Consider the following 24,670-nt stretch of genomic DNA (forward strand, 5'->3'; position numbering starts at 1 on the left):
TTTGACTTGAGGTAATGAATGTAAAAATTCATTACCTTGGCATCCACTTTGCGTGAAATAAAAATAAAAACAGGATAATTATATGGTAATGTTTCATATCGTTTTATTGCTGGGGACTATCATGGTTGCCGCCCGTTGGGGGGGAATTGGAGTAGGGTTTGCTGGTGGGGTTGGATTAGCAATTTCAGTTTTTATTTTTGATGTTCCTGTGGGGACTCCGCCTGTCGACGTCATGCTCATTATTCTGTCCACCATTGTAGCGCTCTCTGCAATGCAACAGGCTGGCGGAATGGATTATTTAGTAACTCTGACAGAGAAATTATTACGTAACAATCCAGGTTACCTTAATATTCTTGCGCCAACAGTGACCTTTTTCCTGACGGTACTTTCCGGTACGGGATATACCGCTATGTCAGTCATGAATGTGATTCAGGAAGTTGCAAAAGATAACGGTATTAGACCCAGCCAACCATTAAGTTCTGCTGTTGTTGCTTCGCAGTTAGGAATTACAGCCTCACCAATCTCTGCAGCTACAGCAATTATGTATGGTACTGTAGAGGTAATGGGAGTCAGTTTTGGTGATGCTATGTTGATTGTTTTTCCCACAGCTTTTTTTGCTATGCTGGTTGCAGCTTTTATCGCCAGCAGACAAGGTGAAAATTTGGCTGATGACCCCATTTGCAAAAAAGTTATGCAAGAAAATAAAATTGTTATAAATAAACATGTCAACAACGAAGTTCCCGCAAGGGCTAAATCCTCGGTAGTCATTTTTTTGGTGGGTGTTATATTTGTAGTTTGTATGTTGCTGTTTAAATCGGTTGTTGGGCATGCAATTAATTCTCGTGATCTAATAATCATCACCATGTTTGTTGTTTCTACGTTAATTGTTTTTATCTGTAAACTTGATATGAAAGAACTGAAGAACACACCTATATTTAAATCTGGTGCTGAATCACTGGTTGTGGTGTTAGGTATTGTGTGGTTAAGCAGTACGCTTATTGGCGCACATATCGATGAGATAAAAATACAAGCCAGTGATATGTTACGTATGTATCCGGGACTACTGGCGGTAGTTTTTTTCTGTACCAGCGCAATGTTATTCAGTCAGGGCGCAACATGTGCTTTATTGATGCCTATTGCCGCCTCTATTGGTATTAGCGTTGATGCCATTTTGGCCAGTTTCGTCGCTGTTAGTGCACTTTATCTCACTAACATTTACCCAACAACGGCATTTGCAATTGCAACTGATGATACTGGCTCATTTTTAAGTAAACGGTGGAATGGTTCTAAGATAATTAATCATCCATTCTTTTTACCGGGCTGTATCTCTATATTAGTTGCAGTCCCAATCGGTTTTGCCCTGGCAAAAATTATTCTTTAATTTATATGATTACCAATCAGATATAGGAAATAGTAAGATGCAATCCAAAACATTTTATCATTTACAGGTTAACAGTGATTCATAGCTTAATAGCTATCAAAAACAACGTCCGCTTCTGGCACACTGCAGTCACGTTCCTGACGCTGAAGGTCTGCTGAGAGCGAGAAGCGGACACGGGAATAGTTTTCAATAATAATCAGTACGTATTGAGCAGAACTAAATTCTTAAGATATGCTTTAATTTGATGTACATCTATTCAAATGTTGAAGAATTTCTTCACTAATATCAAAGATGCAGTCTAAATGCTTACTGTGCTCAATAATTCTACTATGTAAATTCGGATTACCACATCCTTCTACAAACTCTGACATTTGTCTTGCATCAAATAGCTCATCCTTTTCAGCTATCAGAACAGTTACAGGTAATGGCAATGCTGCAATTTGCCTTGCAGGTTGACGCGGCGTCAAAGCATTCGCCATATTCACGCTGTATCGCTGAACAAATTCAGGTCTTAATAGCATAACCTCATTGGGAAAATTAAGAGTAACTGCATAACGGTTACCGCATAGTAATCCCACACTGAGCGCATTTAGTACGAAAGGCCACTTGCTCACAGACGCGAATGGAACCATTGTTCTTCTGCAAATTTTAGCTGGCGCAAAAGGCCCAAACTCAGGCGCAAGTAAAATCAGGCTGTCACTTTGTTGAGAGGGGGTGAATCGAGTAAAATAATTGATCAACATCCCCCCTCCGCTTGAATGGCCAAGCAAGTGAACTCTGGCCCAGGGGAACTTTACGCGAACATGTTCAAGAACAGTGTCGATATCCTGCCAGACCTGCTCAGGATTAGAAACGCTACCTTTGTTACCCAATGAGCGCCCGTGTCCACGGATATCTATGAGGCATGTACAAATAGCTCCACGATGACTTATCTGATGAGCAAGGATATCGTAACCAGCATCTGAGTTGACTCCACCACCGTGGTAAACGATAAGAACATCCTCAACTGCGCTTGCGGGTTCAAAGATGCGAATGTTTAGTCCTGCTATCAAATATTCAGCTACATTTTTAGCAAGTGGTAATAAAGTTCTGAGTTGTTTATAGCGGTCGTTAAAACTTATGAAATCAATCACGTCAAAAAATCCATGCAGATGAAGATCGGTATCCTAAGAATGTATTGCTCAAAGTATGCACTGTTTTTTTCTTCAGAACTCATACTGAGCGGATTTTCTCCAAAAAAATTCCGCCTAACTTCTTTCTTGGTCCTGATCTTCAACTTCCGCTCCTGGCACAAAGCCGCCCCTATCCCCTGTTATCGTTTCTCGTATCAACCGCAGCGTCCTGAAAAACTACGTATTATTGCGAGGCGCTTTCCTGTTTCCTCCATCCAACATTTCCCCTTACTCCCCATTTTTTATTCTCTAGTCTCAACTTGTCAATTCAGAATGTAGTTTATAAAATACATGGAACGTACTCATGGAAATTCTTCAGACAATGGTTTTCCAGCGTTGGGAGAAAAACTTACGGGACAGGAGAGCTAAAACGCTCATTGCTACACGCCTTTTTCGTTTGGCTCATGGTTTAGCTGGTGATGTCAAACCTGTTGGAGAATGCTCGCCCGTTCACTGGATTATCAAGAGATCTTCCACCATGAATAAACTTACGCAGTACGATCCCGCAACTGCGCTGGTCGATGATGAAGAAATTGCCATTTTTATGGCCGATGCCCTCGAAACAGGCGATGCAGCGTACATTGCAAAAGCATTGGGCGTGGTGGCTCGCGCTAAGGGAATGGCGAACATCGCGGCAGAAACGGGATTATCCCGCGAACAACTTTATCGCTCTTTTAGTGAGAAAGGTAACCCAACGCTGAAAACTACGCTTGCAGTGATGAAGGCGCTCGGTATTGAATTGACGCTTAAAAAATAGTCTCAGCATCTGTCTCCTCTTCCAACATCGTGAGCCATATCAGGAAGGCGTTAGATCGATAGTGGTAGCATGACCGCGGTTTGTAATTTTCTGATTACATGGAGAAATGATGGAACTGCTTTTATTGAGTAACTCGACGCTGCCGGGCAAAGGCTGGATGGAACATGCGCTGCCGCTGATCGCAGAGCAACTGAATGGTCGCCGCACGGCGGTGTTTATTCCATTTGCCGGCGTGACGCAAACCTGGGATGAGTACACGGCGAAAACGGCAGCCATCTTTGCGCCAATGGGCGTTAACGTTACTGGCATTCATACCGTTGCCGATCCGATTGCAGCCATTGAAAACGCCGAACTGGTGATTGTCGGCGGGGGTAACACCTTCCAGTTGCTGAAAGAGAGCCGCGAGCGTGGACTGCTGGCGCCGATTGTCGATGTCGTCAAACGCGGCGCGCTGTACATCGGCTGGAGCGCAGGTTCCAACCTTGCCTGCCAGACCATCCGCACCACCAACGACATGCCGATTGTCGATCCAAAAGGCTTTGATGCGCTGGGTCTTTTCCCGCTGCAGATTAACCCGCACTTCACCAACGCGCTACCGGAAGGCCATAAAGGCGAAACGCGTGAACAGCGTATTCGCGAGCTGTTGGTTGTGGCGCCGGAACTGACGGTGATTGGTCTGCCAGAAGGGAACTGGATCAAGGTGAGCAACGGTCAATCCGTGCTTGGCGGTCCGAACACCACCTATATCTTTAAAGCGGGTGAAGAAGCGGTTGCCGTTGAGGCGGGTCACTGCTTTTAGTTGGTTTGTTGTCTGATGCCGGATGGTAGCTTCGCCTTATCCGGCATCAAGGTAGACGACAACATTGACGGTTATCCGTAGGCCCGGTAAGCATCAGCGCCACCGGACAACCTTTCATCTGTCCTCGTTAGTACTCACGCTCGTCGTCTTCATCCGGCTGTTCCAGCACACTGTAAGCCACAGAGCAAAACAGTGAGTTCAGACGCTGCATATCGCCCAGCAACGCCAGGTGCAGGGAACTGGTCTCAATGCTCTGCACGTTCTGCTGATGCAGACGATCCACGTGCGCATGCGAATAACGACGGTTAAGGATGCGGAAACGGTGCTTGCTGCGGCGCAGACGACGGGCGCTGGTCACGTCGCCAGAGAAGAATACCGACATTGCCAGTTGCAGATTACTGAGCAGTTGATCGTACAGTGCATCAAGTTCTTTCAGCCCTTCTACAGAGAATGCCCGACGCGCTGCCAGCGACTTGTCGGCAATCTCGCTGCCCATACGCTCAACAATATCCGACGCCTGTTCAAGGTTGAGCGACATTTCGATAATCTCAGCCCAACGGCGCGACTCTTCTTCTGCCAGTTCATCCTTTGGCATCCTCGCCAGATAGAGCTTAATCGCCGTGTACAGCACGTTGATATCGTCTGCCATCCTGCGCAACTCTTTCTCTTCACGCGGTTCACCGTGCATCACCTTCTTTAGCCCGTCCATCATCTGCTCCATCGCATCGCCAATACGCAGGGCTTCACGGGCGGCATTGGCCAGGGCCAGGGTTGGGGTATCCAGTGCGCTGATGTCCAGATGCTTAGGCTTCAGGTGGGCGTCCAGTTCCGGCTCATCACGGATAATACGTTTGCAAAAACGCGCCATCGGTTCGGCGAACGGCACCATCGCTATGCAACGTACCAGGTTGTAGAAAACATGGAAATAAATGACCAGCTCAGATTTCGGCAGCGGCAGCTCATCCATCAGATTCGCCAACGGATGAACAAACGGCAGGATAATCAGACTCCCCACCAGCTTAAACAACAAGCTGCCAAGCGCCACGCGACGGGCAGCAGCGTTAGCCGCGCTATTGTTGAGCATCGCCAGCAGGCCAGAGCCAAGGTTGGCGCCAATCACCAGGCACAACGCGACAGGAAACGAGATAATGCTGGCAGCGGTCAGGGTTGCCGTCAGCAAAACCGCCGCCAGGCTGGAGTAACTGATAACCGCGAACATGGCGCCAATCAGCGCATCCAGCATAATATCGCCGGTCAGCGAGGCGAAAATAACCTGTACGCCGTTAGCCTGGGTTATCGGCGTGACCGCCTGCACAATCAGCTCCAGCGCCAGTAAAATCAACCCCAGCCCGATGCCAACCCGCCCCAGTTGCCCCACGCGGGACTGCTTACGTCCGAGAAAAAAGATCACGCCGATGAAAATCAGCAGTGGGGATAGCCATGAGAGATCGAAGGTCAGGATACGCGCCATCAGCGCGGTCCCCACGTCGGCGCCGAGTACAATGACCAGCGCCGGGGTAAGCGCCACGAGATCCTGTGCGACAAATGAGGTCACCAGCATGGTGGTGGCGTTGCTGCTTTGCACCAGCGCGGTCACGCCGATACCTGCACAAAAGGCGAGCGGCTTCTTTTCAACGCTACGGCTGAGTACGGTACGCAAACGGGCGCCAAAGACGCGCATCACGCCGGTACGCACAATATGTGTGCCCCAAACCAGCATAGAGACAGCAGAAAGCAGGTGTAACAGAGTTAGCACGGAATCAGGTTCTCCTTATCGTTATATGTTCCTGAGGTTCATCGCAATGACATACCGCCTGACGGCGCTACGCTTATCAGGCCTACAAAAATGAGCCATCCGGCAAGCAGTGCCGATGAACGTTCTTTCAGTATAAGGGTTTAAACGTAAGAAAGAGACAGGGCACTCATTGAGTGCCCTGTTTGTTGTAAAGAAAGATGACAGTTTTGTGAATCAATCGGCGTCGTAGCCCAGATTAGGCGCTAACCAACGTTCAACTTCTGCCACGCTCATGCCTTTACGGAAGGCATAATCTTCAACCTGATCGCGCTGAATTTGCGCCACGGCGTAATACTTACTGTCAGGATGACTGAAATACCAGCCGGAAACCGAGGCCCCTGGCCACATGGCGAAGGATTCGGTGAGCTTCATCCCGGTATGTGCTTCGACGTCCAGCAGCTCCCAGATGGTGGCCTTTTCGGTATGTTCCGGGCACGCCGGGTAGCCCGGCGCCGGGCGAATGCCCTGGTAGTTTTCGCGGATTAGCTCTTCGTTACTGAGGTTCTCATTCGCCGCATAGCCCCAGTAGACTTTACGCACGCGCTCATGCAGATATTCCGCGAATGCTTCCGCCAGACGGTCAGCGATGGCTTTCACCATAATCTTGTTGTAGTCGTCATGCTGCGCTTCGAAGGCGTCCGCCAGCGCATCCTCCTCCAGACCACCGGTCACCGCGAAAGCACCGATGTAATCCGCTTTGCCGCTCAGTTTCGGCGCGACAAAGTCAGACAGGCAGTAGTTGGCGAAGCCGACTTTTTCCGTCTGCTGGCGCAGGTGATGACTCACGCTGATAACGTGCGTACGCGTCTCGTCACGGTAAATCTCGATGTCGTCACCCACGCGGTTAGCCGGGAACAACCCCACCACGCCGCGCGGGTTCAGGGTCTTCTCAGCGCTGAGTTTATCCAGCATGTCGTTGGCGTCTTTGAACAGGCGCTTCGCCTCTTCGCCCACCACTTCATCTTCGAGGATGCGCGGATACTTCCCGGCCAGCGACCAGGTCATAAAGAACGGCGTCCAGTCGATGTAATTGCGCAGCGTTTCGATGCTGGCCTCGACTTCCTGCACGCCTAACCGATGCGCGACCGGCGGCGTGTAACTTTCCCAGTCGAAGGCCAGATCGTTATCACGTGCAGCCTGTAACGTTACCGGCGGCGTGCGAGGTTTCTTACGCGCATGCTGGATGCGCACGGTTTCATACTCTTTACGCGTACGGGCAACAAAGTCATCGCGCTGGGTGTCGGAGAGCAGCGCGGCAACAACCCCCACGGTACGCGAGGCGTTCTGCACGTAAACCGTCGGGCCGCTGTAGTTCTGCTCAATTTTCACCGCGGTGTGCGCTTTTGAGGTGGTCGCGCCGCCAATCAGCAGTGGGATGGTGAAGCCCTGACGCTCCATCTCTTTCGCCACGTTGACCATTTCGTCCAGCGACGGGGTGATAAGCCCGGAAAGGCCAATCAGATCGGCATTCACTTCACGCGCCGTTCTGAGGATTTTCTCCGCGGGCACCATCACGCCAAGATCGACGATTTCGTAGTTGTTACATTGCAGCACCACGCCAACGATGTTCTTGCCAATGTCGTGCACATCCCCCTTCACGGTGGCGATGACCATCTTGCCGTTGCTGGAGCCTTTCTCTTTACTGGCTTCAATATACGGTTCGAGGTAAGCCACCGCCTGCTTCATCACGCGGGCTGATTTCACCACCTGCGGCAGGAACATTTTGCCCTCGCCGAACAGGTCGCCGACCACGTTCATGCCGTCCATCAGCGGCCCTTCGATCACCTCAATCGGGCGTTCGGCCTGCTGGCGCGCTTCTTCTGTGTCGAGCTCGATAAATTCGGTAATGCCTTTCACCAGCGAGTATTCAAGGCGCTTTTTCACGTCCCAACTACGCCACTCCGCCATCTGGGCATTCGCGGTGTCGTCGGTTTTACTGCCGCGATACTTCTCGGCCAGTTCCAGCAAACGCTCGGTACCATCTTCACGACGGTTGAGGATCACATCTTCAACCGCGTCGCGCAGTTCGGTCGGGAGGTCGTCATAGATAGCCAGCTGTCCGGCGTTGACGATGCCCATGTCCATCCCATTGCGAATCGCATAGTAGAGGAATACCGCGTGAATAGCCTCACGTACCGGGTCGTTGCCGCGGAACGAGAAGGAAACGTTAGAGACGCCGCCGGAAATCAGCGCGTGCGGCAGCTCGCGTTTAATATCTTCACAGGCACCGATAAAGTCCTGCGCGTAGTTGTTGTGCTCTTCAATCCCGGTTGCGACGGCGAAAATGTTTGGGTCGAAGATGATGTCTTCCGGCGGGAAGCCCACTTCTTCGGTGAGAATTTTGTACGCCCGGCGGCAAATCTCAATTTTACGTTCGCGGGTATCCGCCTGGCCCTGTTCGTCAAAGGCCATCACCACCACCGCAGCACCGTAGCGACGCAGCAGCTTCGCGTGATGGATAAAGGTCTCCACCCCCTCTTTCATCGAGATGGAGTTAACGATGCCTTTACCCTGAATGCACTTCAGTCCTTTTTCGATGACTTCCCATTTCGAGGAGTCGATCATAATCGGCACGCGGGCGATGTCCGGCTCGCCGGCAATCAGGTTGAGGAAGCGCACCATCGCCGCTTCGGCGTCGAGCATCCCCTCATCCATGTTGATGTCGATAATCTGCGCGCCGCTTTCCACTTGCTGGCGGGCGACGTCCAGCGCTTCGCTGTATTTTTCTTCTTTGATCAGACGCTTAAATTTCGCTGAACCGGTGACGTTGGTACGTTCGCCGACGTTAACAAACAGGCTATCGTCGCCAATGTTCAGCGGTTCAAGGCCGGACAGCCGGCAGGCCACCGGGATTTCTGGCAACTTGCGCGGCGGTAAACCTTCTACCGCCCGGCTCATCGCGGCGATATGTTCCGGCGTGGTGCCGCAACAACCGCCAACCACATTGAGGAAACCGGCCTCGGCCCATTCGCGAATCTGTGTCGCCATGGTGTCGGCGTCGAGGTCGTACTCGCCGAAGGCGTTCGGCAGCCCGGCGTTCGGGTGCGCGGTGACGTAGCATTCGGCAATGCGTGACAGCTCCTGCACGTACTGGCGCAGCTCGTCCGGGCCTAAGGCGCAGTTCAGACCGAAGGTCAGCGCATCGGCGTGACGCAATGAGTTATAGAACGCTTCGGTGGTCTGGCCGGAAAGCGTACGTCCGGATGCATCGGTAATGGTGCCGGAAAGCATAATCGGCAGCTCGACGCCCAGCGCTTCGAACTCGGTTTTTACCGCGAAAATAGCGGCTTTAGCATTGAGGGTATCGAAGACGGTTTCAATCAGAATCAGGTCGCTGCCGCCTTCCACCAGCGCTTTGGTGGATTCGCGATAGGCGGCCACCAGCTGGTCAAAGGTAATGTTGCGGTATGCCGGGTCGTTGACGTCGGGCGAGATAGAGGCCGTACGGTTGGTTGGACCGAGCACGCCCGCGACATAGCGCGGTTTGTTCGGCGTGCGCGCCGTCCATTCGTCTGCCGCCGCGCGCGCCAGCTTCGCCGCCGCAAAGTTGATTTCCGCCGACAGGGATTCCATCTGGTAATCCGCCATGGCGATAGTCGTGGAGTTAAAGGTGTTGGTTTCGATGATATCCGCGCCCGCCTCAAAGTAGGCGTTATGGATCGCGGCAATCACTTCCGGCTTGCTGAGAACCAGCAGGTCGTTGTTGCCCTTCAGGTCGCAAGGCCAGTCGGCGAAGCGCTCGCCGCGGAAATCCTCTTCGCTCAGACGATATCCCTGGATCATGGTGCCCATCCCGCCGTCCAGCACCAGAATACGTTCATTTAACTGCTGACGTAATTGTTCTACTTTGCTGCTCACACTCGCTCCCGACAACGCTCAACCAGACCGAAAAAAACTCAACAGGCCATACTGGCACAAACCTGAGAGGCGGAAAAGAGAACAACGGCCAACATGAGACATGTTCAGCTTCACTCATCCGATCAGTACAGGAATTCTTGCATTATAATCGAATAAAACGAAAATGATTTCCACGATACAGAAAAGGAGTCCGCCATGGTTGCCCCTGTCCCCGCGAAACGCGGTAGAAAACCCGCCGCTGCCACTACGCCTGCAACCGGGCAGGTTCAGTCTTTGACCCGGGGTCTGAAGCTACTGGAGTGGATTGCGGAATCCAACGGCAGCGTGGCGCTAACCGAGCTGGCGCAGCAAGCCGGTCTGCCGAACTCAACAACCCACCGTCTGTTGACTACCATGCAGCAGCAAGGTTTTGTCCGCCAGGTGGGCGAATTAGGCCACTGGGCCGTGGGCGCGCATGCGTTTATCGTCGGCAGCAGCTTTTTGCAAAGCCGCAATCTGCTGGCGATTGTGCATCCGATTCTGCGCAAACTAATGGAAGACTCGGGTGAGACGGTAAATCTCGCCGTACTGGATCAAAGCGACCATCAGGCCATTATTATCGACCAGGTGCAGTGCACCCAGTTGATGCGCATGTCTGCGCCTATCGGCGGCAAGCTGCCGATGCACGCCTCCGGCGCGGGCAAGGCATTTTTATCTCAATTGAGTGAAGAACAGGTTACCGGCCTGCTACACCGCAAAGGGCTGCATGCGTATACCCATGCCACGCTGGTGTCGCCGGTCCATCTGAAAGAGGATTTGGCGCAGACGCGTAAGCGCGGCTATTCCTTTGATGATGAAGAACACGCGCTGGGCCTGCGCTGCGTGGCGTCGTGCATTTATGATGAACACCGTGAGCCGTTCGCCGCCATCTCCATTTCCGGGCCAATTTCACGCATTACCGATGACCGCGTGACCGAGTTTGGCGCAATGGCGATCAAAGCAGCGAAAGAAGTCACGCTGGCGTACGGCGGGTTTAGATAAGCAAGGGTTGGGACTGATTTGTTGGCCTGATAAGCGCAGCGCCATCAGGCGCGGCGTACATTGCCGGATGGCGGCGCAAGGGCCTTATCCGGCCTACGGTCGGTTTCATAACGAACGCTAAACCGCTGCCGACGACGGTAAGCGTAAACATCTTCCACGTGACCTTCCCGGATCCGCGTTTGCAGCCCTCGCCAGTAGTCGGCGCTGAACAGGTCGGCGTGCATCTCCTCAAACAACGGCCCGATGCGCGGGTCGGCACATAGCCAGTGACGAAACTCTTCCGGGAAGACATCCCCCGGCGACACGCTGTACCACGGTTCAGCGCTCATCTCATCTTCTGGGTAGCGCGGCGGTGGGATATGGCGGAAATTCACCTCCGTCATATAGCAAATTTCATCGTAGTCGTAGAACACCACGCGCCCGTGGCGGGTCACGCCGAAGTTCTTAAACAGCATATCTCCCGGGAAAATATTGGCGGCGGCCAACTGACGAATGGCGTTGCCGTACTCTTCTATCGCGTCGCGCAGTTGCTGGCCTTCTACCTGCTCCAGCCAGATATTCAGCGGTACCATGCGCCGTTCGATATACAGATGGCGAATAACAATCTGATCGCCGAGATCGGTAATTTTTTCCGGCGCTTCCTGCAGTAGCAGCGCCATCAGCGCCGGGTCGATTTTCCGTTTATCCAGCACAAAGTTTTCAAACTCCTGGGTATCGGCCATGCGCCCGACGCGATCGTGCTCTTTCACCAACTGGTAGCAGGCGCGGACGTGCGCGGCGGACATCTCCTTTTGCGGCGCAAATTTGTCTTTGATGATTTTAAACACCCGGTCGAAGCCCGGTAGGGTAAACACCAGCATCACCATGCCGCGGATCCCCGGCGCTTCGATAAATTGCTCATCGCAATCAGCGAGATAAAGCAGATACTCGCGGTAGCTTTCGGTCTTCGCGTGTTTCTGACAACCAATCGCCATATACAATTCAGCGGTGGTTTTACCGGGCAGGATCTCGCGCAGCCACTCCACTAACGCCGCGGGCAGCGGAGCGTAAACCATAAAGTAGGAGCGGGCAAAGCCAAACACAATGCTCGCTTCCGCCGTCGTGGTCAGACAGGTATCGACAAACAGTTCGCCTTCGTCAGTCCGGTGGATTGGCAATAAAAACGGCAGCGTCCCGGAAGGGGTAATCAGCTTACCGACCAGCCAGGCGGCCTTATTGCGATAAAACAGTTCGTTCGCCACCTGTAAATGACAGCGCGGCAACACATCCGCACCCAGAGTTTCGGTCAGGTGTTCGATGATGTAGTGGATATCACGATGTTTGTTCTGCCACGGTAGACGCAGAGGCAGATCGCTGAGAACGCGGGTGAGTAGCCACTCCCAGCCGGTATCGGGAAAAAAGTCTTTCGCCAGCGGGCGGGGGATCGTGCGAAAACGGCGCTCTGGCTGAGAGCTAAAAATAAACAGCCGCTCGGGAGTCAGCGAGCGGTGGTCAAATAACCGGCAGTAAACGGAGTTAAAGAAGCTCTCCGCAATCTCGAAGCGCGGATAATCCGGCAAGAGCCGGGTGTAATGATCTTTCACGCGGAGCAAAAAATCCGCGTCGGTACTTTTGCCGTCAGTAATGCAGCGCAGCTGTTCCACCACCAGACCTACATGATGATCGTAAAGGTGAATACGGCTTTTCATCGCCTGCTGAACCGCATGCCAGTCGGCATGTTCAAAACGCTGCTGCGCGCCGGAGGTGACTTCCAGAAAACGCCCGTACTGGGCGTCGAAACCTTGTAAAATTGTCTGAGCAATCAGTAATTCCAGGCCACGCGTCATCGATTTCTCCCATCCGGCACAACGTCATGCCGGATGGCGCATACGCTTTTCCGGCCTACATCCCTTCGTAGGCCCGGCAAGCGCAGCGCCACCGGGCATTGATCAGAACTGCGATTCTTCGGTGGAACCCGTTAACGCGGTAACGGAAGAGGCGCCGCCCTGAATGATGGTGGTAACTTTATCGAAGTAGCCGGTACCCACTTCCTGCTGGTGGGACACGAAGGTGTAACCGTCTTTTGCCGCCGCAAATTCTGGCTGCTGCACCTTCTCAACATAGTGGCGCATGCCTTCACCCTGCGCATAGGAGTGCGCGAGGTCGAACATGTTGAACCACATGCTGTGAATACCTGCCAGGGTAATGAACTGGTATTTATAGCCCATGTCCGACAACTGCTGCTGGAAGCTGGCAATGGTTTTATCATCCAGGTTTTTCTGCCAGTTAAACGACGGCGAACAGTTGTAGGCCAGCAGTTTACCTGGGAATTTCGCATGAATGGCATCGGCAAAGCGCTTCGCCAGTTCGAGGTCTGGTGTGGAAGTTTCACACCACACCAGATCCGCATACGGCGCGTAGGCCAGACCGCGGCTGATCGCCTGCTCAATACCAGCATGTGTACGGAAGAAGCCTTCGCAGGTACGTTCGCCAGTAATGAACTCGCTGTCGTAGGCGTCGCAGTCAGAGGTAATCAAATCAGCTGCGTCAGCATCGGTACGCGCAATCACCAGCGTCGGCACGCCCATCACGTCGGCAGCCAGACGGGCCGCCACCAGTTTCTGAATAGCTTCCTGAGTCGGCACCAGCACCTTACCGCCCATGTGACCGCATTTTTTCACTGATGCGAGCTGATCTTCGAAGTGAACGGCTGCTGCACCAGCCTCAATCATCGATTTCATCAGTTCAAACGCGTTCAGAACCCCGCCAAAGCCCGCTTCCGCATCGGCAACGATCGGCAGGAAGTAATCCACGTAGCGCGGATCGTTCGGCTCAATACCGCTTGACCATTGGATCTGATCCGCACGACGGAAAGTGTTGTTGATCCGATCCACCACTGCCGGGACGGAGTTTGCCGGATACAGCGATTGATCCGGATACATGCTGGAGGCCAGGTTGGCATCTGCCGCCACCTGCCAGCCAGAAAGGTAAACCGCTTCAATACCGGCTTTCGCCTGTTGCAGCGCCTGGCCGCCGGTCAGCGCGCCGAGGCTGTTGATATACCCTTTCTTCGACTCACCGTGCAGCAGACGCCACATTTTCGCCGCACCAAGCTGCGCCAGCGTGCATTCCGGGTTGACCGAGCCACGTAATTTCACCACATCCTCCGCGCTATATGGACGGGTGATGCCTTCCCAGCGCGGTTGAGTCCACTCTTTCTGTAATTCTTCGATTTGTTGATTACGGGTTTTCATGTGCAGATGCTCCATATTGTTATGTGGTGAGTTAAGCCAGCAGGCGGTAACCTGGCAGGGTCAAGAAATCGATCAGTTCATCAGAGGTAGTGATTTGCTCCATCAGGCGCGCGGCGTCGTCAAAACGCCCGCTGCTGTAGCGGTGCTCGCCCAGTTCGTCCTGAATCACCAGCATCTCTTCGGCCAGCATCTGGCGGAACAGCGGTTTGGTCACCGGCTTGCCATTGCTGAGCGTTTTCTGGTGGTGGATCCACTGCCAGATAGAGGTGCGGGAGATTTCAGCGGTGGCCGCATCTTCCATCAGACCGTAAATCGGCACGCAGCCGTTACCGGAGATCCACGCCTCGATATACTGCACCGCGACACGGATATTGGCGCGCATACCCTCTTCGGTACGCTCACCTTCACAAGGCGCCAGCAGCTGTTCGGCGGTAATTGGCGCATCTTCTTCACGCGTTACAAACAGCTGATTTTTGTTTTCTCCGAGCACGTCGTTGAATACCGTCATTGCAGTATCTGCCAGGCCCGGATGGGCAATCCATGTACCGTCATGACCGTTATTCGCTTCCAGCGCTTTATCCGCTTTTACCTTGGTCAGAACCTGGTTGTTACGCTCGGCATCTTTACTGGGAATGAACGCAGCCATGCCGCCCATCGCGAACGCGCCGCGTTTATGACAGGTTTTAATCAACAGACGCGAGTAGGCGCTAAGGAATGGCTTATCCATCGTCACCACCTGACGGTCTGGTAGCACGCGGTCCGGATGATTCTTCAGGGTTTTGATATAGCTGAAAATGTAATCCCAGCGGCCACAGTTCAGGCCCACAATGTGATCACGCAACGCGTGCAGAATTTCGTCCATCTGGAAAACAGCGGGCAACGTTTCAATCAGCAAGGTCGCTTTGATGGTGCCGCGCGGCAGATTAAAGCGGTCCTCTGCATAGCTGAACACTTCACTCCACCAGGCAGCTTCTTGCCAGGCCTGCGTTTTTGGCAGATAGAAATACGGGCCACTGCCTTTTGCCAGCAACGCTTTGTAGTTGTGGAAGAAGTAGAGTGCAAAATCGAACAGGCTGCCAGGGATGGATTCGCCACGCCAGGTGACGTGTTTTTCCGGCAGATGCAGACCACGCACACGACACACCAATAAAGCTGGATTGGGTTTAAGTTGATAAATTTTACCCGCTTCGTTGGTGTAACTAATGGTGCCATTGACCGCATCGCGCAGGTTGATCTGCCCGTCGATAACTTTGCTCCACTCAGGGGCCAGCGAATCTTCAAAGTCAGCCATAAAGACTTTGACGTTCGCGTTCAGCGCGTTGATGACCATCTTGCGCTCAACCGGTCCGGTAATCTCTACGCGGCGATCCAGTAAATCATCAGGAATACCGCGAATTTTCCAGTCGCCCTCACGAATGGAAGCTGTTTCCGAAATAAAATCAGGCAACTTACCGTTATCAATATCCTGCTGCTGCTGGATCCGCGCAGCCAGAAGCTTATTCCGCTTAGGCGTAAATCTTGTCACCAGTTCAGTCAGAAACTCCACCGCTTCTCCGGTCAGGATTTGCTGCTCCTGTTCGCCACGCGGCCTGGTGAAGACCAGTTCATCGGTTGTCGTTGCCTGTTGATTCATTGCGTAGTTCCTCGTCAGTGATCCAAACACATCCCCAATGCGAACGAAGGATCGTTGTGCGGTTTTCGTTCAGCACAACTAAGACTACTCATTTAAATTTCAAAATCAAAAACAATTTCCATTTTTAAATTAATTATCCATTAACCTATTGATAACAATATAAATAAAATTTAATTACACAGTGAGGTGCGTTTCGGAAATAAAAAAGGCACCCGAAGGTGCCTGATTCAACATGCTGAAACGCTTAAGGATCGTCTGCTACAGAAGATTAATCCAGCGTTGGATTCATGTGACGCAGATCATATGGCGTGATCTGGTAGACGTAATAGTTGAGCCAGTTGGTAAACAACAGATTGCCATGGCTACGCCAGGTTGCCCGCGGTTTGTTTTGCGGGTCATCTTTCGGGAAGTAGTTATAGGGTACTTCCGGGGATAAGCCCGCTTCAACGTCACGAAAATATTCGCTACCGAGCGTGTGCGCGTCATACTCGGGATGACCCGTCACAAAGGCAATGCGTTTATCTTTACTGGCGAACAGATAGGCATCGCCCTCTTCCGTTTCGGCAAAAATCTCGAGATCGGTATAGTCGCGGATAAGTGCGGCAGGGAAGTCGGCATAGCGCGAATGAGGGGCCAAAAATGCATCATCAAATCCGCGCGTCAGCAACGCATGAGGATGCAGAATATGATGCTCATAGACGCCGGAGAGTTTATCCGTGCGGGTTTGCTTGGGAATGCCATAAAGGATATTCAATGCGGCCTGTACCGCCCAGCAGACAAACAGCGTCGAGGTAACGTGATCTTTAGCCCACTCAAGAACCTGTTTTATCTGCGGCCAGTAAGCCACGTCATTAAACTCAACCAGACCCAGCGGCGCCCCTGTAACGATCAGTCCATCAAAGTTCTGATCGCAGATATCCTCGAAATTACAGTAAAAGTTATTCAGATGCTCCGTTGGGGTGTTGCGTGACTCGCGGGCATCGATGCGCAATAGCTGAATATCTACCTGTAGCGGTGAGTTAGACAATAAACGCAGGAACTGGTTTTCCGTTTCAATCTTCTTCGGCATCAGGTTGAGGATAAGTACCTTCAGTGGACGGATTTCCTGACCGGAAGCGCGGGATGTCGTCATGACAAAGACGTTTTCCTCACGCAAGAAATTGACGGCGGGTAGTTCGTCCTGCACGCGAATTGGCATAACCTGATAACCTCACTACATACGTTTAAACGTTTAGACATCCAGATAGCTGAAGATACCCAGGAATCAGCAGAATGTCGAGTCTGCATCCTCAAGTTGAGAAAGTTTCACGGTTCCTTGCTGTAGAATAGTGCAGTAAAGAAAAAAGGAGAATGCTATGACCTTTACCATCCGTCGTTCGCGTCAGGACGAAGGAGACAAGTTAGTTTCTATTTGGTGTCGCTCAGTGGATGCCACGCACCATTTCCTCTCTGCGGATTATCGGGTTGAACTGGAACAGTTGGTACGTTCTTTTTTACCAGAAGCCCCTCTATGGGTTGCAGTGACAAATCAGGATGAGCCAGTCGCCTTTATGCTCCTGACCGATCAGCATATAGATGCCCTGTTTGTCGATCCGGATGTGCGTGGTAGTGGCGTTGGTAAGCTGCTGATTGAACATGCTTTATCAATGAGTTCCACGCTAACAACTAACGTTAACGAACAGAATGAACAAGCGGTTGGATTCTATAAGAAGATGGGATTTAGCGTGACGGGACGTACAGAGGTGGACGATCTTGGGCGCCCCTACCCGTTGCTCAATCTCGTACGCGGGTAGCAGGGCAAGTTTTTACGTGGTGCGGGATTGCCTGATGCGCTGCGCTTATCAGGCCTACATCCAGGTCACAACGGCTGTGTTCACCACAGACGCAAAAAAGCCCATCCGGCAGGATGGGCTTCTTCACTTTAATTAATGCCTGGCAGTTCCCTACTCTCGCATGGGGAGACCCCACACTACCATCGGCGCTACGGCGTTTCACTTCTGAGTTCGGCATGGGGTCAGGTGGGACCACCGCGCTACAGCCGCCAGGCAAATTCTGTTATCAGACCGCTTTGTGCGTTCTGATGTTATCTGTATCAGGCTGAAAATCTGTCTCTTCGCCAAAACATCTTCGGCGTTGTAAGGTTAAGCCTCACGGTTCATTAGTATCGGTTAGCTCAACGTATCGCTACGCTTACACACCCGACCTATCAACGTCGTCGTCTTCAACGTTCCTTCAGGAGACTCAAAGTCTCAGGGAGAACTCATCTCGGGGCAAGTTTCGTGCTTAGATGCTTTCAGCACTTATCTCTTCCGCATTTAGCTACCGGGCAGTGCCATTGGCATGACAACCCGAACACCAGTGATGCGTCCACTCCGGTCCTCTCGTACTAGGAGCAGCCCCCCTCAATTCTCCAGCGCCCACGGCAGATAGGGACCGAACTGTCTCACGACGTTCTAAACCCAGCTCGCGTACCACTTTAAATGGCGAACAGCCATACCCTTGGGACCTACTTCAGCCCCAGGATGTGATGAGCCGACATCGAGGTGCCAAACACCGCCGTCGATATGAACTCTTGGGCGGTATCAGCCTGTTATCCCCGGAGTACCTTTTATCCGTTGAGCGATGGCCCTTCCATTCAGAACCACCGGATCACTAAGACCTGCTTTCGCACCTGCTCGAGCCGTCACTCTCGCAGTCAAGCTAGCTTATGCCTTTGCACTAACCTCCTGATGTCCGACCAGGATTAGCTAACCTTCGTGCTCCTCCGTTACTCTTTGGGAGGAGACCGCCCCAGTCAAACTACCCACCAGACACTGTCCGCAACCCGGATTACGGGCCCACGTTAGAACACCAGCCATTAAAGGGTGGTATTTCAAGGACGGCTCCATGCAGACTGGCGTCCACACTTCAAAGCCTCCCACCTATCCTACACATCAAGGACCAGTGTTCAGTGTCAAGCTATAGTAAAGGTTCACGGGGTCTTTCCGTCTTGCCGCGGGTACACTGCATCTTCACAGCGAGTTCAATTTCACTGAGTCTCGGGTGGAGACAGCCTGGCCATCATTACGCCATTCGTGCAGGTCGGAACTTACCCGACAAGGAATTTCGCTACCTTAGGACCGTTATAGTTACGGCCGCCGTTTACCGGGGCTTCGATCAAGAGCTTCTCCTTACGGATAACCCCATCAATTAACCTTCCGGCACCGGGCAGGCGTCACACCGTATACGTCCACTTTCGTGTTTGCACAGTGCTGTGTTTTTAATAAACAGTTGCAGCCAGCTGGTATCTTCGACTGATTTCAGCTCCATGAGTAAATCACTTCACCTACCTATCAGCGTGCCTTCTCCCGAAGTTACGGCACCATTTTGCCTAGTTCCTTCACCCGAGTTCTCTCAAGCGCCTTGGTATTCTCTACCTGACCACCTGTGTCGGTTTGGGGTACGATTTGATGTTACCTGATGCTTAGAGGCTTTTCCTGGAAGCAGGGCATTTGTCACTTCAGCACCGTAGTGCCTCGTCATCACACCTCAGCGTTAAAAGGTACCGGATTTACCTGGAACCTCCGCCTACATGCTTAAACCGGGACAACCGTCGCCCGGCCGACATAGCCTTCTCCGTCCCCCCTTCGCAGTAACACCAAGTACAGGAATATTAACCTGTTTCCCATCGACTACGCCTTTCGGCCTCGCCTTAGGGGTCGACTCACCCTGCCCCGATTAACGTTGGACAGGAACCCTTGGTCTTCCGGCGTGCGGGTTTTTCACCCGCATTATCGTTACTTATGTCAGCATTCGCACTTCTGATACCTCCAGCAACCCTCACAGGCCACCTTCAACGGCTTACAGAACGCTCCCCTACCCAACAACACATAGTGTCGCTGCCGCAGCTTCGGTGCATGGTTTAGCCCCGTTACATCTTCCGCGCAGGCCGACTCGACCAGTGAGCTATTACGCTTTCTTTAAATGATGGCTGCTTCTAAGCCAACATCCTGGCTGTCTGTGCCTTCCCACATCGTTTCCCACTTAACCATGACTTTGGGACCTTAGCTGGCGGTCTGGGTTGTTTCCCTCTTCACGACGGACGTTAGCACCCGCCGTGTGTCTCCCGTGATAACATTCTTCGGTATTCGCAGTTTGCATCGGGTTGGTAAGTCGGGATGACCCCCTAGCCGAAACAGTGCTCTACCCCCGAAGATGAATTCACGAGGCGCTACCTAAATAGCTTTCGGGGAGAACCAGCTATCTCCCGGTTTGATTGGCCTTTCACCCCCAGCCACAAGTCATCCGCTAATTTTTCAACATTAGTCGGTTCGGTCCTCCAGTTAGTGTTACCCAACCTTCAACCTGCCCATGGCTAGATCACCGGGTTTCGGGTCTATACCCTGCAACTTAACGCCCAGTTAAGACTCGGTTTCCCTTCGGCTCCCCTATACGGTTAACCTTGCTACAGAATATAAGTCGCTGACCCATTATACAAAAGGTACGCAGTCACACCCGAAGGTGCTCCCACTGCTTGTACGTACACGGTTTCAGGTTCTTTTTCACTCCCCTCGCCGGGGTTCTTTTCGCCTTTCCCTCACGGTACTGGTTCACTATCGGTCAGTCAGGAGTATTTAGCCTTGGAGGATGGTCCCCCCATATTCAGACAGGATACCACGTGTCCCGCCCTACTCTTCGAGTTCACAACCTGTGCATTTTTGTGTACGGGACTATCACCCTGTACCGTCGGACTTTCCAGACCGTTCCACTAACACACATGCTGATTCAGACTCTGGGCTGCTCCCCGTTCGCTCGCCGCTACTGGGGGAATCTCGGTTGATTTCTTTTCCTCGGGGTACTTAGATGTTTCAGTTCCCCCGGTTCGCTTCGTTAACCTATGTATTCAGTTAACGATAGTGTGACGAATCACACTGGGTTTCCCCATTCGGAAATCGCCGGTTATAACGGTTCATATCACCTTACCGGCGCTTATCGCAGATTAGCACGTCCTTCATCGCCTCTGACTGCCAGGGCATCCACCGTGTACGCTTAGTCGCTTAACCTCACAACCCGAAGATGTTTCACTTCTGATTGCAAAAATTTGAGAGACTCGAACACACCTTTTATCTGTTCTTATTACGGCGAACAGACACAGTGTGTCGTTTCAATTTTCAGCTTGATCCAGATTTTTAAAGAGCAAAACTTCTTAATGCACTCGAAAGTACATTCAGAAGTTCATCATTCATCAGACAATCTGTGTGAGCACTGCAAAGAACGTTTCTTTAAGGTAAGGAGGTGATCCAACCGCAGGTTCCCCTACGGTTACCTTGTTACGACTTCACCCCAGTCATGAATCACAAAGTGGTAAGCGCCCTCCCGAAGGTTAAGCTACCTACTTCTTTTGCAACCCACTCCCATGGTGTGACGGGCGGTGTGTACAAGGCCCGGGAACGTATTCACCGTGGCATTCTGATCCACGATTACTAGCGATTCCGACTTCATGGAGTCGAGTTGCAGACTCCAATCCGGACTACGACATACTTTATGAGGTCCGCTTGCTCTCGCGAGGTCGCTTCTCTTTGTATATGCCATTGTAGCACGTGTGTAGCCCTACTCGTAAGGGCCATGATGACTTGACGTCATCCCCACCTTCCTCCAGTTTATCACTGGCAGTCTCCTTTGAGTTCCCGGCCGGACCGCTGGCAACAAAGGATAAGGGTTGCGCTCGTTGCGGGACTTAACCCAACATTTCACAACACGAGCTGACGACAGCCATGCAGCACCTGTCTCAGAGTTCCCGAAGGCACCAAAGCATCTCTGCTAAGTTCTCTGGATGTCAAGAGTAGGTAAGGTTCTTCGCGTTGCATCGAATTAAACCACATGCTCCACCGCTTGTGCGGGCCCCCGTCAATTCATTTGAGTTTTAACCTTGCGGCCGTACTCCCCAGGCGGTCGACTTAACGCGTTAGCTCCGGAAGCCACGCCTCAAGGGCACAACCTCCAAGTCGACATCGTTTACGGCGTGGACTACCAGGGTATCTAATCCTGTTTGCTCCCCACGCTTTCGCACCTGAGCGTCAGTCTTTGTCCAGGGGGCCGCCTTCGCCACCGGTATTCCTCCAGATCTCTACGCATTTCACCGCTACACCTGGAATTCTACCCCCCTCTACAAGACTCTAGCCTGCCAGTTTCGGATGCAGTTCCCAGGTTGAGCCCGGGGATTTCACATCCGACTTGACAGACCGCCTGCGTGCGCTTTACGCCCAGTAATTCCGATTAACGCTTGCACCCTCCGTATTACCGCGGCTGCTGGCACGGAGTTAGCCGGTGCTTCTTCTGCGAGTAACGTCAATCGCTGTGGTTATTAACCACAACGCCTTCCTCCTCGCTGAAAGTACTTTACAACCCGAAGGCCTTCTTCATACACGCGGCATGGCTGCATCAGGCTTGCGCCCATTGTGCAATATTCCCCACTGCTGCCTCCCGTAGGAGTCTGGACCGTGTCTCAGTTCCAGTGTGGCTGGTCATCCTCTCAGACCAGCTAGGGATCGTCGCCTAGGTGAGCCGTTACCCCACCTACTAGCTAATCCCATCTGGGCACATCCGATGGCAAGAGGCCCGAAGGTCCCCCTCTTTGGTCTTGCGACATTATGCGGTATTAGCTACCGTTTCCAGTAGTTATCCCCCTCCATCGGGCAGTTTCCCAGACATTACTCACCCGTCCGCCACTCGTCACCCGAGAGCAAGCTCTCTGTGCTACCGTTCGACTTGCATGTGTTAGGCCTGCCGCCAGCGTTCAATCTGAGCCATGATCAAACTCTTCAATTTAAGTTTGATGCTCGTGAATTAAACTTCGTAATGAATTACGTGTTCACTCAGAGACTTGGTATTCATTTTTCGTCTTGCGACGTTAAGAATCCGTATCCTCGAGTGCCCACACAGATTGTCTGATAAATTGTTAAAGAGCAGTTGCGACGCGCCTTAGCGCTCTGTCGCGAGGTGGCGTATATTACGCTTTCCTCTTTCAGAGTCAACCCTCATTTTCAGGTTTTTCTCTTCAACCGACCGGGCTGTTTGTGTGAAGTGATTCACATCCGCCGTGTCGATGGAGGCGCATTATAGGGAGTTTCCTTCAGCCCGCAACCCTTAAATGACAGAAAAATGACTGACTGCTGCATTCCACAGCAGAACCCCGTCTTATACCCATTTACACACAGAGTTATCCACAAAAATAAGGTTCTCTTGCGATCATCACTTCGATTTACCCCTCATCTATAAAGCTGAAATAATCGAATTAAAGGAAAGAGAAAAATTCGCGAGCGTTGCGCAAACGTTTTCGTTACAATGCCACCGCACAACAAGGATGCCCCGTGAGGGGCGTTAGCTGAGTTTTTAGCCAAGAATTCACCTAACGCTCTCTGTAATAGTCAAATCCAGGGGATTTACCATGCAACAACGTCGTCCAGTCCGCCGCGCTCTGCTCAGTGTTTCTGACAAGGCCGGTATCATCGAATTCGCTCAGGCACTTTCCGCACGCGGTGTGGAGCTGCTGTCTACGGGGGGGACCGCCCGCCTGTTAGCAGAAAAAGGCCTGGCAGTGACCGAAGTTTCCGATTACACCGGTTTCCCGGAAATGATGGATGGACGCGTGAAGACCCTGCATCCAAAAGTCCACGGCGGCATCCTCGGCCGTCGCGGCCAGGACGATGCGATCATGGAACAGCATCACATCGCCCCTATCGATATGGTGGTCGTTAACCTGTACCCCTTCGCCGAAACCGTAGCCCGTGAAGGCTGCTCGCTGGAAGATGCGGTAGAGAACATTGATATCGGCGGCCCGACCATGGTGCGCTCTGCTGCCAAGAACCATAAAGACGTCGCCATCGTGGTGAAGAGCAGTGACTACGACGCCATTATTAAAGAGATGGATGCTAATGAAGGCTCTCTGACTCTCGACACCCGTTTCGATCTCGCGATTAAAGCTTTCGAACACACCGCCGCCTACGACAGCATGATTGCCAACTACTTCGGCAGCATGGTTCCGGCCTACCACGGTGAAAGCAAAGAAGCCGCCGGTCGCTTCCCGCGTACGCTGAACCTGAACTTCATTAAGAAGCAGGATATGCGCTACGGCGAGAACAGCCACCAGCAGGCAGCCTTCTATATAGAAGAGAATGTGAAAGAAGCGTCCGTTGCCACCGCACAGCAGGTGCAGGGCAAAGCGCTCTCCTACAACAACATCGCCGATACCGATGCGGCACTGGAATGCGTGAAAGAGTTCAACGAGCCAGCCTGCGTGATCGTCAAGCATGCCAACCCGTGCGGCGTGGCGGTGAGCTCCACTATTCTCGACGCTTACGACCGTGCGTACAAAACCGACCCAACCTCCGCGTTCGGCGGCATCATCGCCTTCAACCGCGAGCTGGATGCCGAAACCGCGCAGGCGATTATCTCCCGCCAGTTCGTGGAAGTGATCATCGCCCCGTCCGCGACCGAAGAAGCGCTGAAGATCACTGCCGCTAAACAGAACGTTCGCGTCCTGATCTGCGGCCAGTGGGCACAGCGTGTGCCGGGTCTGGACTTCAAACGCGTTAACGGCGGCCTGCTGGTTCAGGACCGCGACCTGGGTATGGTAGGCGAAGGCGAACTGCGCGTGGTGTCTAAACGCCAGCCGACCGAGCAAGAGCTGCGTGACGCGCTGTTCTGCTGGAAGGTAGCCAAGTTTGTGAAGTCCAACGCTATTGTGTATGCCAAAGAGAACATGACCATCGGCATAGGCGCAGGCCAGATGAGCCGTGTCTACTCCGCGAAAATCGCCGGGATTAAAGCGGCTGACGAAGGTCTGGAAGTGAAAGGCTCCGCGATGGCCTCCGACGCCTTCTTCCCGTTCCGTGACGGTATTGATGCCGCTGCCGCCGTGGGCGTGAGCTGTGTGATCCAGCCTGGCGGTTCTATCCGTGATGATGAAGTCATTGCCGCTGCCGATGAACACGGTATCGCGATGATCTTTACCGACATGCGCCACTTCCGCCATTAATCCACG

The 24,670-nt window shown here is 52.6% G+C and carries 13 protein-coding genes and 3 rRNA genes; 6 read left to right on the forward strand and 10 right to left on the reverse strand.

Annotation, left to right across the window (positions count from 1 at the left end; genetic code table 11):
• The first annotated feature begins 82 nt into the window (after positions 1-82).
• A complete protein-coding gene (locus ICA20_RS23045; protein WP_038636199.1) occupies positions 83-1,381 on the forward strand; it encodes an anaerobic C4-dicarboxylate transporter in 1,299 nt (432 codons plus the stop codon).
• A gap of 236 nt (positions 1,382-1,617) precedes the next feature.
• Here ICA20_RS23045 and ICA20_RS23050 read toward each other — a convergent pair whose 3' ends face one another.
• Entirely contained in the window at positions 1,618-2,514 is an 897-nt protein-coding gene (locus ICA20_RS23050; RefSeq protein WP_038636196.1) for an alpha/beta hydrolase, read from the reverse strand.
• Positions 2,515-3,031: 517 nt separating this feature from the next.
• Between ICA20_RS23050 and ICA20_RS23055 the strand changes: the two genes are divergently transcribed.
• Positions 3,032-3,310, forward strand: coding sequence for an addiction module antidote protein (locus ICA20_RS23055; protein WP_038636193.1), 279 nt, complete (start codon positions 3,032-3,034; stop codon positions 3,308-3,310).
• A gap of 109 nt (positions 3,311-3,419) precedes the next feature.
• A complete protein-coding gene (gene pepE / locus ICA20_RS23060) occupies positions 3,420-4,109 on the forward strand; it encodes a dipeptidase PepE (RefSeq protein WP_032942056.1) in 690 nt (229 codons plus the stop codon).
• Between the two features lie 127 nt (positions 4,110-4,236).
• Here pepE and ICA20_RS23065 read toward each other — a convergent pair whose 3' ends face one another.
• Both ICA20_RS23065 and metH read right to left on the reverse strand, forming a co-directional pair.
• Positions 4,237-5,865 carry a Na/Pi cotransporter family protein gene (locus ICA20_RS23065; RefSeq protein ID WP_038636190.1) on the reverse strand — a complete coding sequence of 543 codons (1,629 nt, stop codon included), beginning with the start codon at positions 5,863-5,865 and terminating at the stop codon, positions 4,237-4,239.
• Positions 5,866-6,078: 213 nt separating this feature from the next.
• A complete protein-coding gene (gene metH / locus ICA20_RS23070; RefSeq protein ID WP_038636187.1) occupies positions 6,079-9,762 on the reverse strand; it encodes a methionine synthase in 3,684 nt (1,227 codons plus the stop codon).
• A 195-nt stretch (positions 9,763-9,957) separates the two neighbouring features.
• On the opposite strand from metH, the gene iclR reads away from it, so the two are divergent.
• Complete coding sequence (gene iclR / locus ICA20_RS23075) at positions 9,958-10,782, forward strand: glyoxylate bypass operon transcriptional repressor IclR (protein ID WP_038636184.1); 825 nt, start codon at positions 9,958-9,960, stop codon at positions 10,780-10,782.
• A gap of 44 nt (positions 10,783-10,826) precedes the next feature.
• Here the strand turns inward: iclR and aceK are convergent, their stop codons facing one another.
• The 4 genes from aceK to metA all read right to left on the reverse strand — a co-directional run bounded on the left by aceK (position 10,827) and on the right by metA (position 16,846).
• Positions 10,827-12,608, reverse strand: a complete 1,782-nt coding sequence (gene aceK, locus ICA20_RS23080) for a bifunctional isocitrate dehydrogenase kinase/phosphatase (protein WP_038636181.1) — start codon at positions 12,606-12,608, stop codon at positions 10,827-10,829.
• A 102-nt stretch (positions 12,609-12,710) separates the two neighbouring features.
• Positions 12,711-14,015, reverse strand: a complete 1,305-nt coding sequence (gene aceA, locus ICA20_RS23085; RefSeq protein ID WP_038636179.1) for an isocitrate lyase — start codon at positions 14,013-14,015, stop codon at positions 12,711-12,713.
• 31 nt (positions 14,016-14,046) lie between these two features.
• Complete coding sequence (gene aceB, locus ICA20_RS23090) at positions 14,047-15,648, reverse strand: malate synthase A (RefSeq protein ID WP_038636175.1); 1,602 nt, start codon at positions 15,646-15,648, stop codon at positions 14,047-14,049.
• A 268-nt stretch (positions 15,649-15,916) separates the two neighbouring features.
• Positions 15,917-16,846 (reverse strand): homoserine O-succinyltransferase, encoded by a 930-nt coding sequence (gene metA, locus ICA20_RS23095; RefSeq protein WP_038636171.1) that lies wholly within the window; start codon positions 16,844-16,846, stop codon positions 15,917-15,919.
• Positions 16,847-17,003: 157 nt separating this feature from the next.
• On the opposite strand from metA, the gene ICA20_RS23100 reads away from it, so the two are divergent.
• Complete coding sequence (locus ICA20_RS23100) at positions 17,004-17,441, forward strand: acetyltransferase (protein ID WP_038636168.1); 438 nt, start codon at positions 17,004-17,006, stop codon at positions 17,439-17,441.
• Between the two features lie 137 nt (positions 17,442-17,578).
• Here ICA20_RS23100 and rrf read toward each other — a convergent pair.
• From rrf to ICA20_RS23115, 3 genes are all read right to left on the reverse strand, one after another.
• Positions 17,579-17,694: ribosomal RNA gene (gene rrf, locus ICA20_RS23105) — 5S ribosomal RNA — on the reverse strand.
• A 91-nt stretch (positions 17,695-17,785) separates the two neighbouring features.
• Positions 17,786-20,690 (reverse strand): 23S ribosomal RNA (locus ICA20_RS23110).
• 225 nt (positions 20,691-20,915) lie between these two features.
• A 16S ribosomal RNA gene (locus tag ICA20_RS23115) occupies positions 20,916-22,455 on the reverse strand.
• Together the 16S, 23S and 5S rRNA genes form the textbook arrangement of a ribosomal RNA operon.
• Positions 22,456-23,074: 619 nt before the next feature.
• Here ICA20_RS23115 and purH point away from each other — a divergent pair.
• Positions 23,075-24,664 (forward strand): bifunctional phosphoribosylaminoimidazolecarboxamide formyltransferase/IMP cyclohydrolase, encoded by a 1,590-nt coding sequence (purH, locus tag ICA20_RS23120; RefSeq protein ID WP_038636165.1) that lies wholly within the window; start codon positions 23,075-23,077, stop codon positions 24,662-24,664.
• Positions 24,665-24,670: the final 6 nt, after the last annotated feature.

This window comes from Citrobacter sp. C5_2, assembly GCF_014596845.2.
Lineage (GTDB): Bacteria > Pseudomonadota > Gammaproteobacteria > Enterobacterales > Enterobacteriaceae > Citrobacter > Citrobacter werkmanii.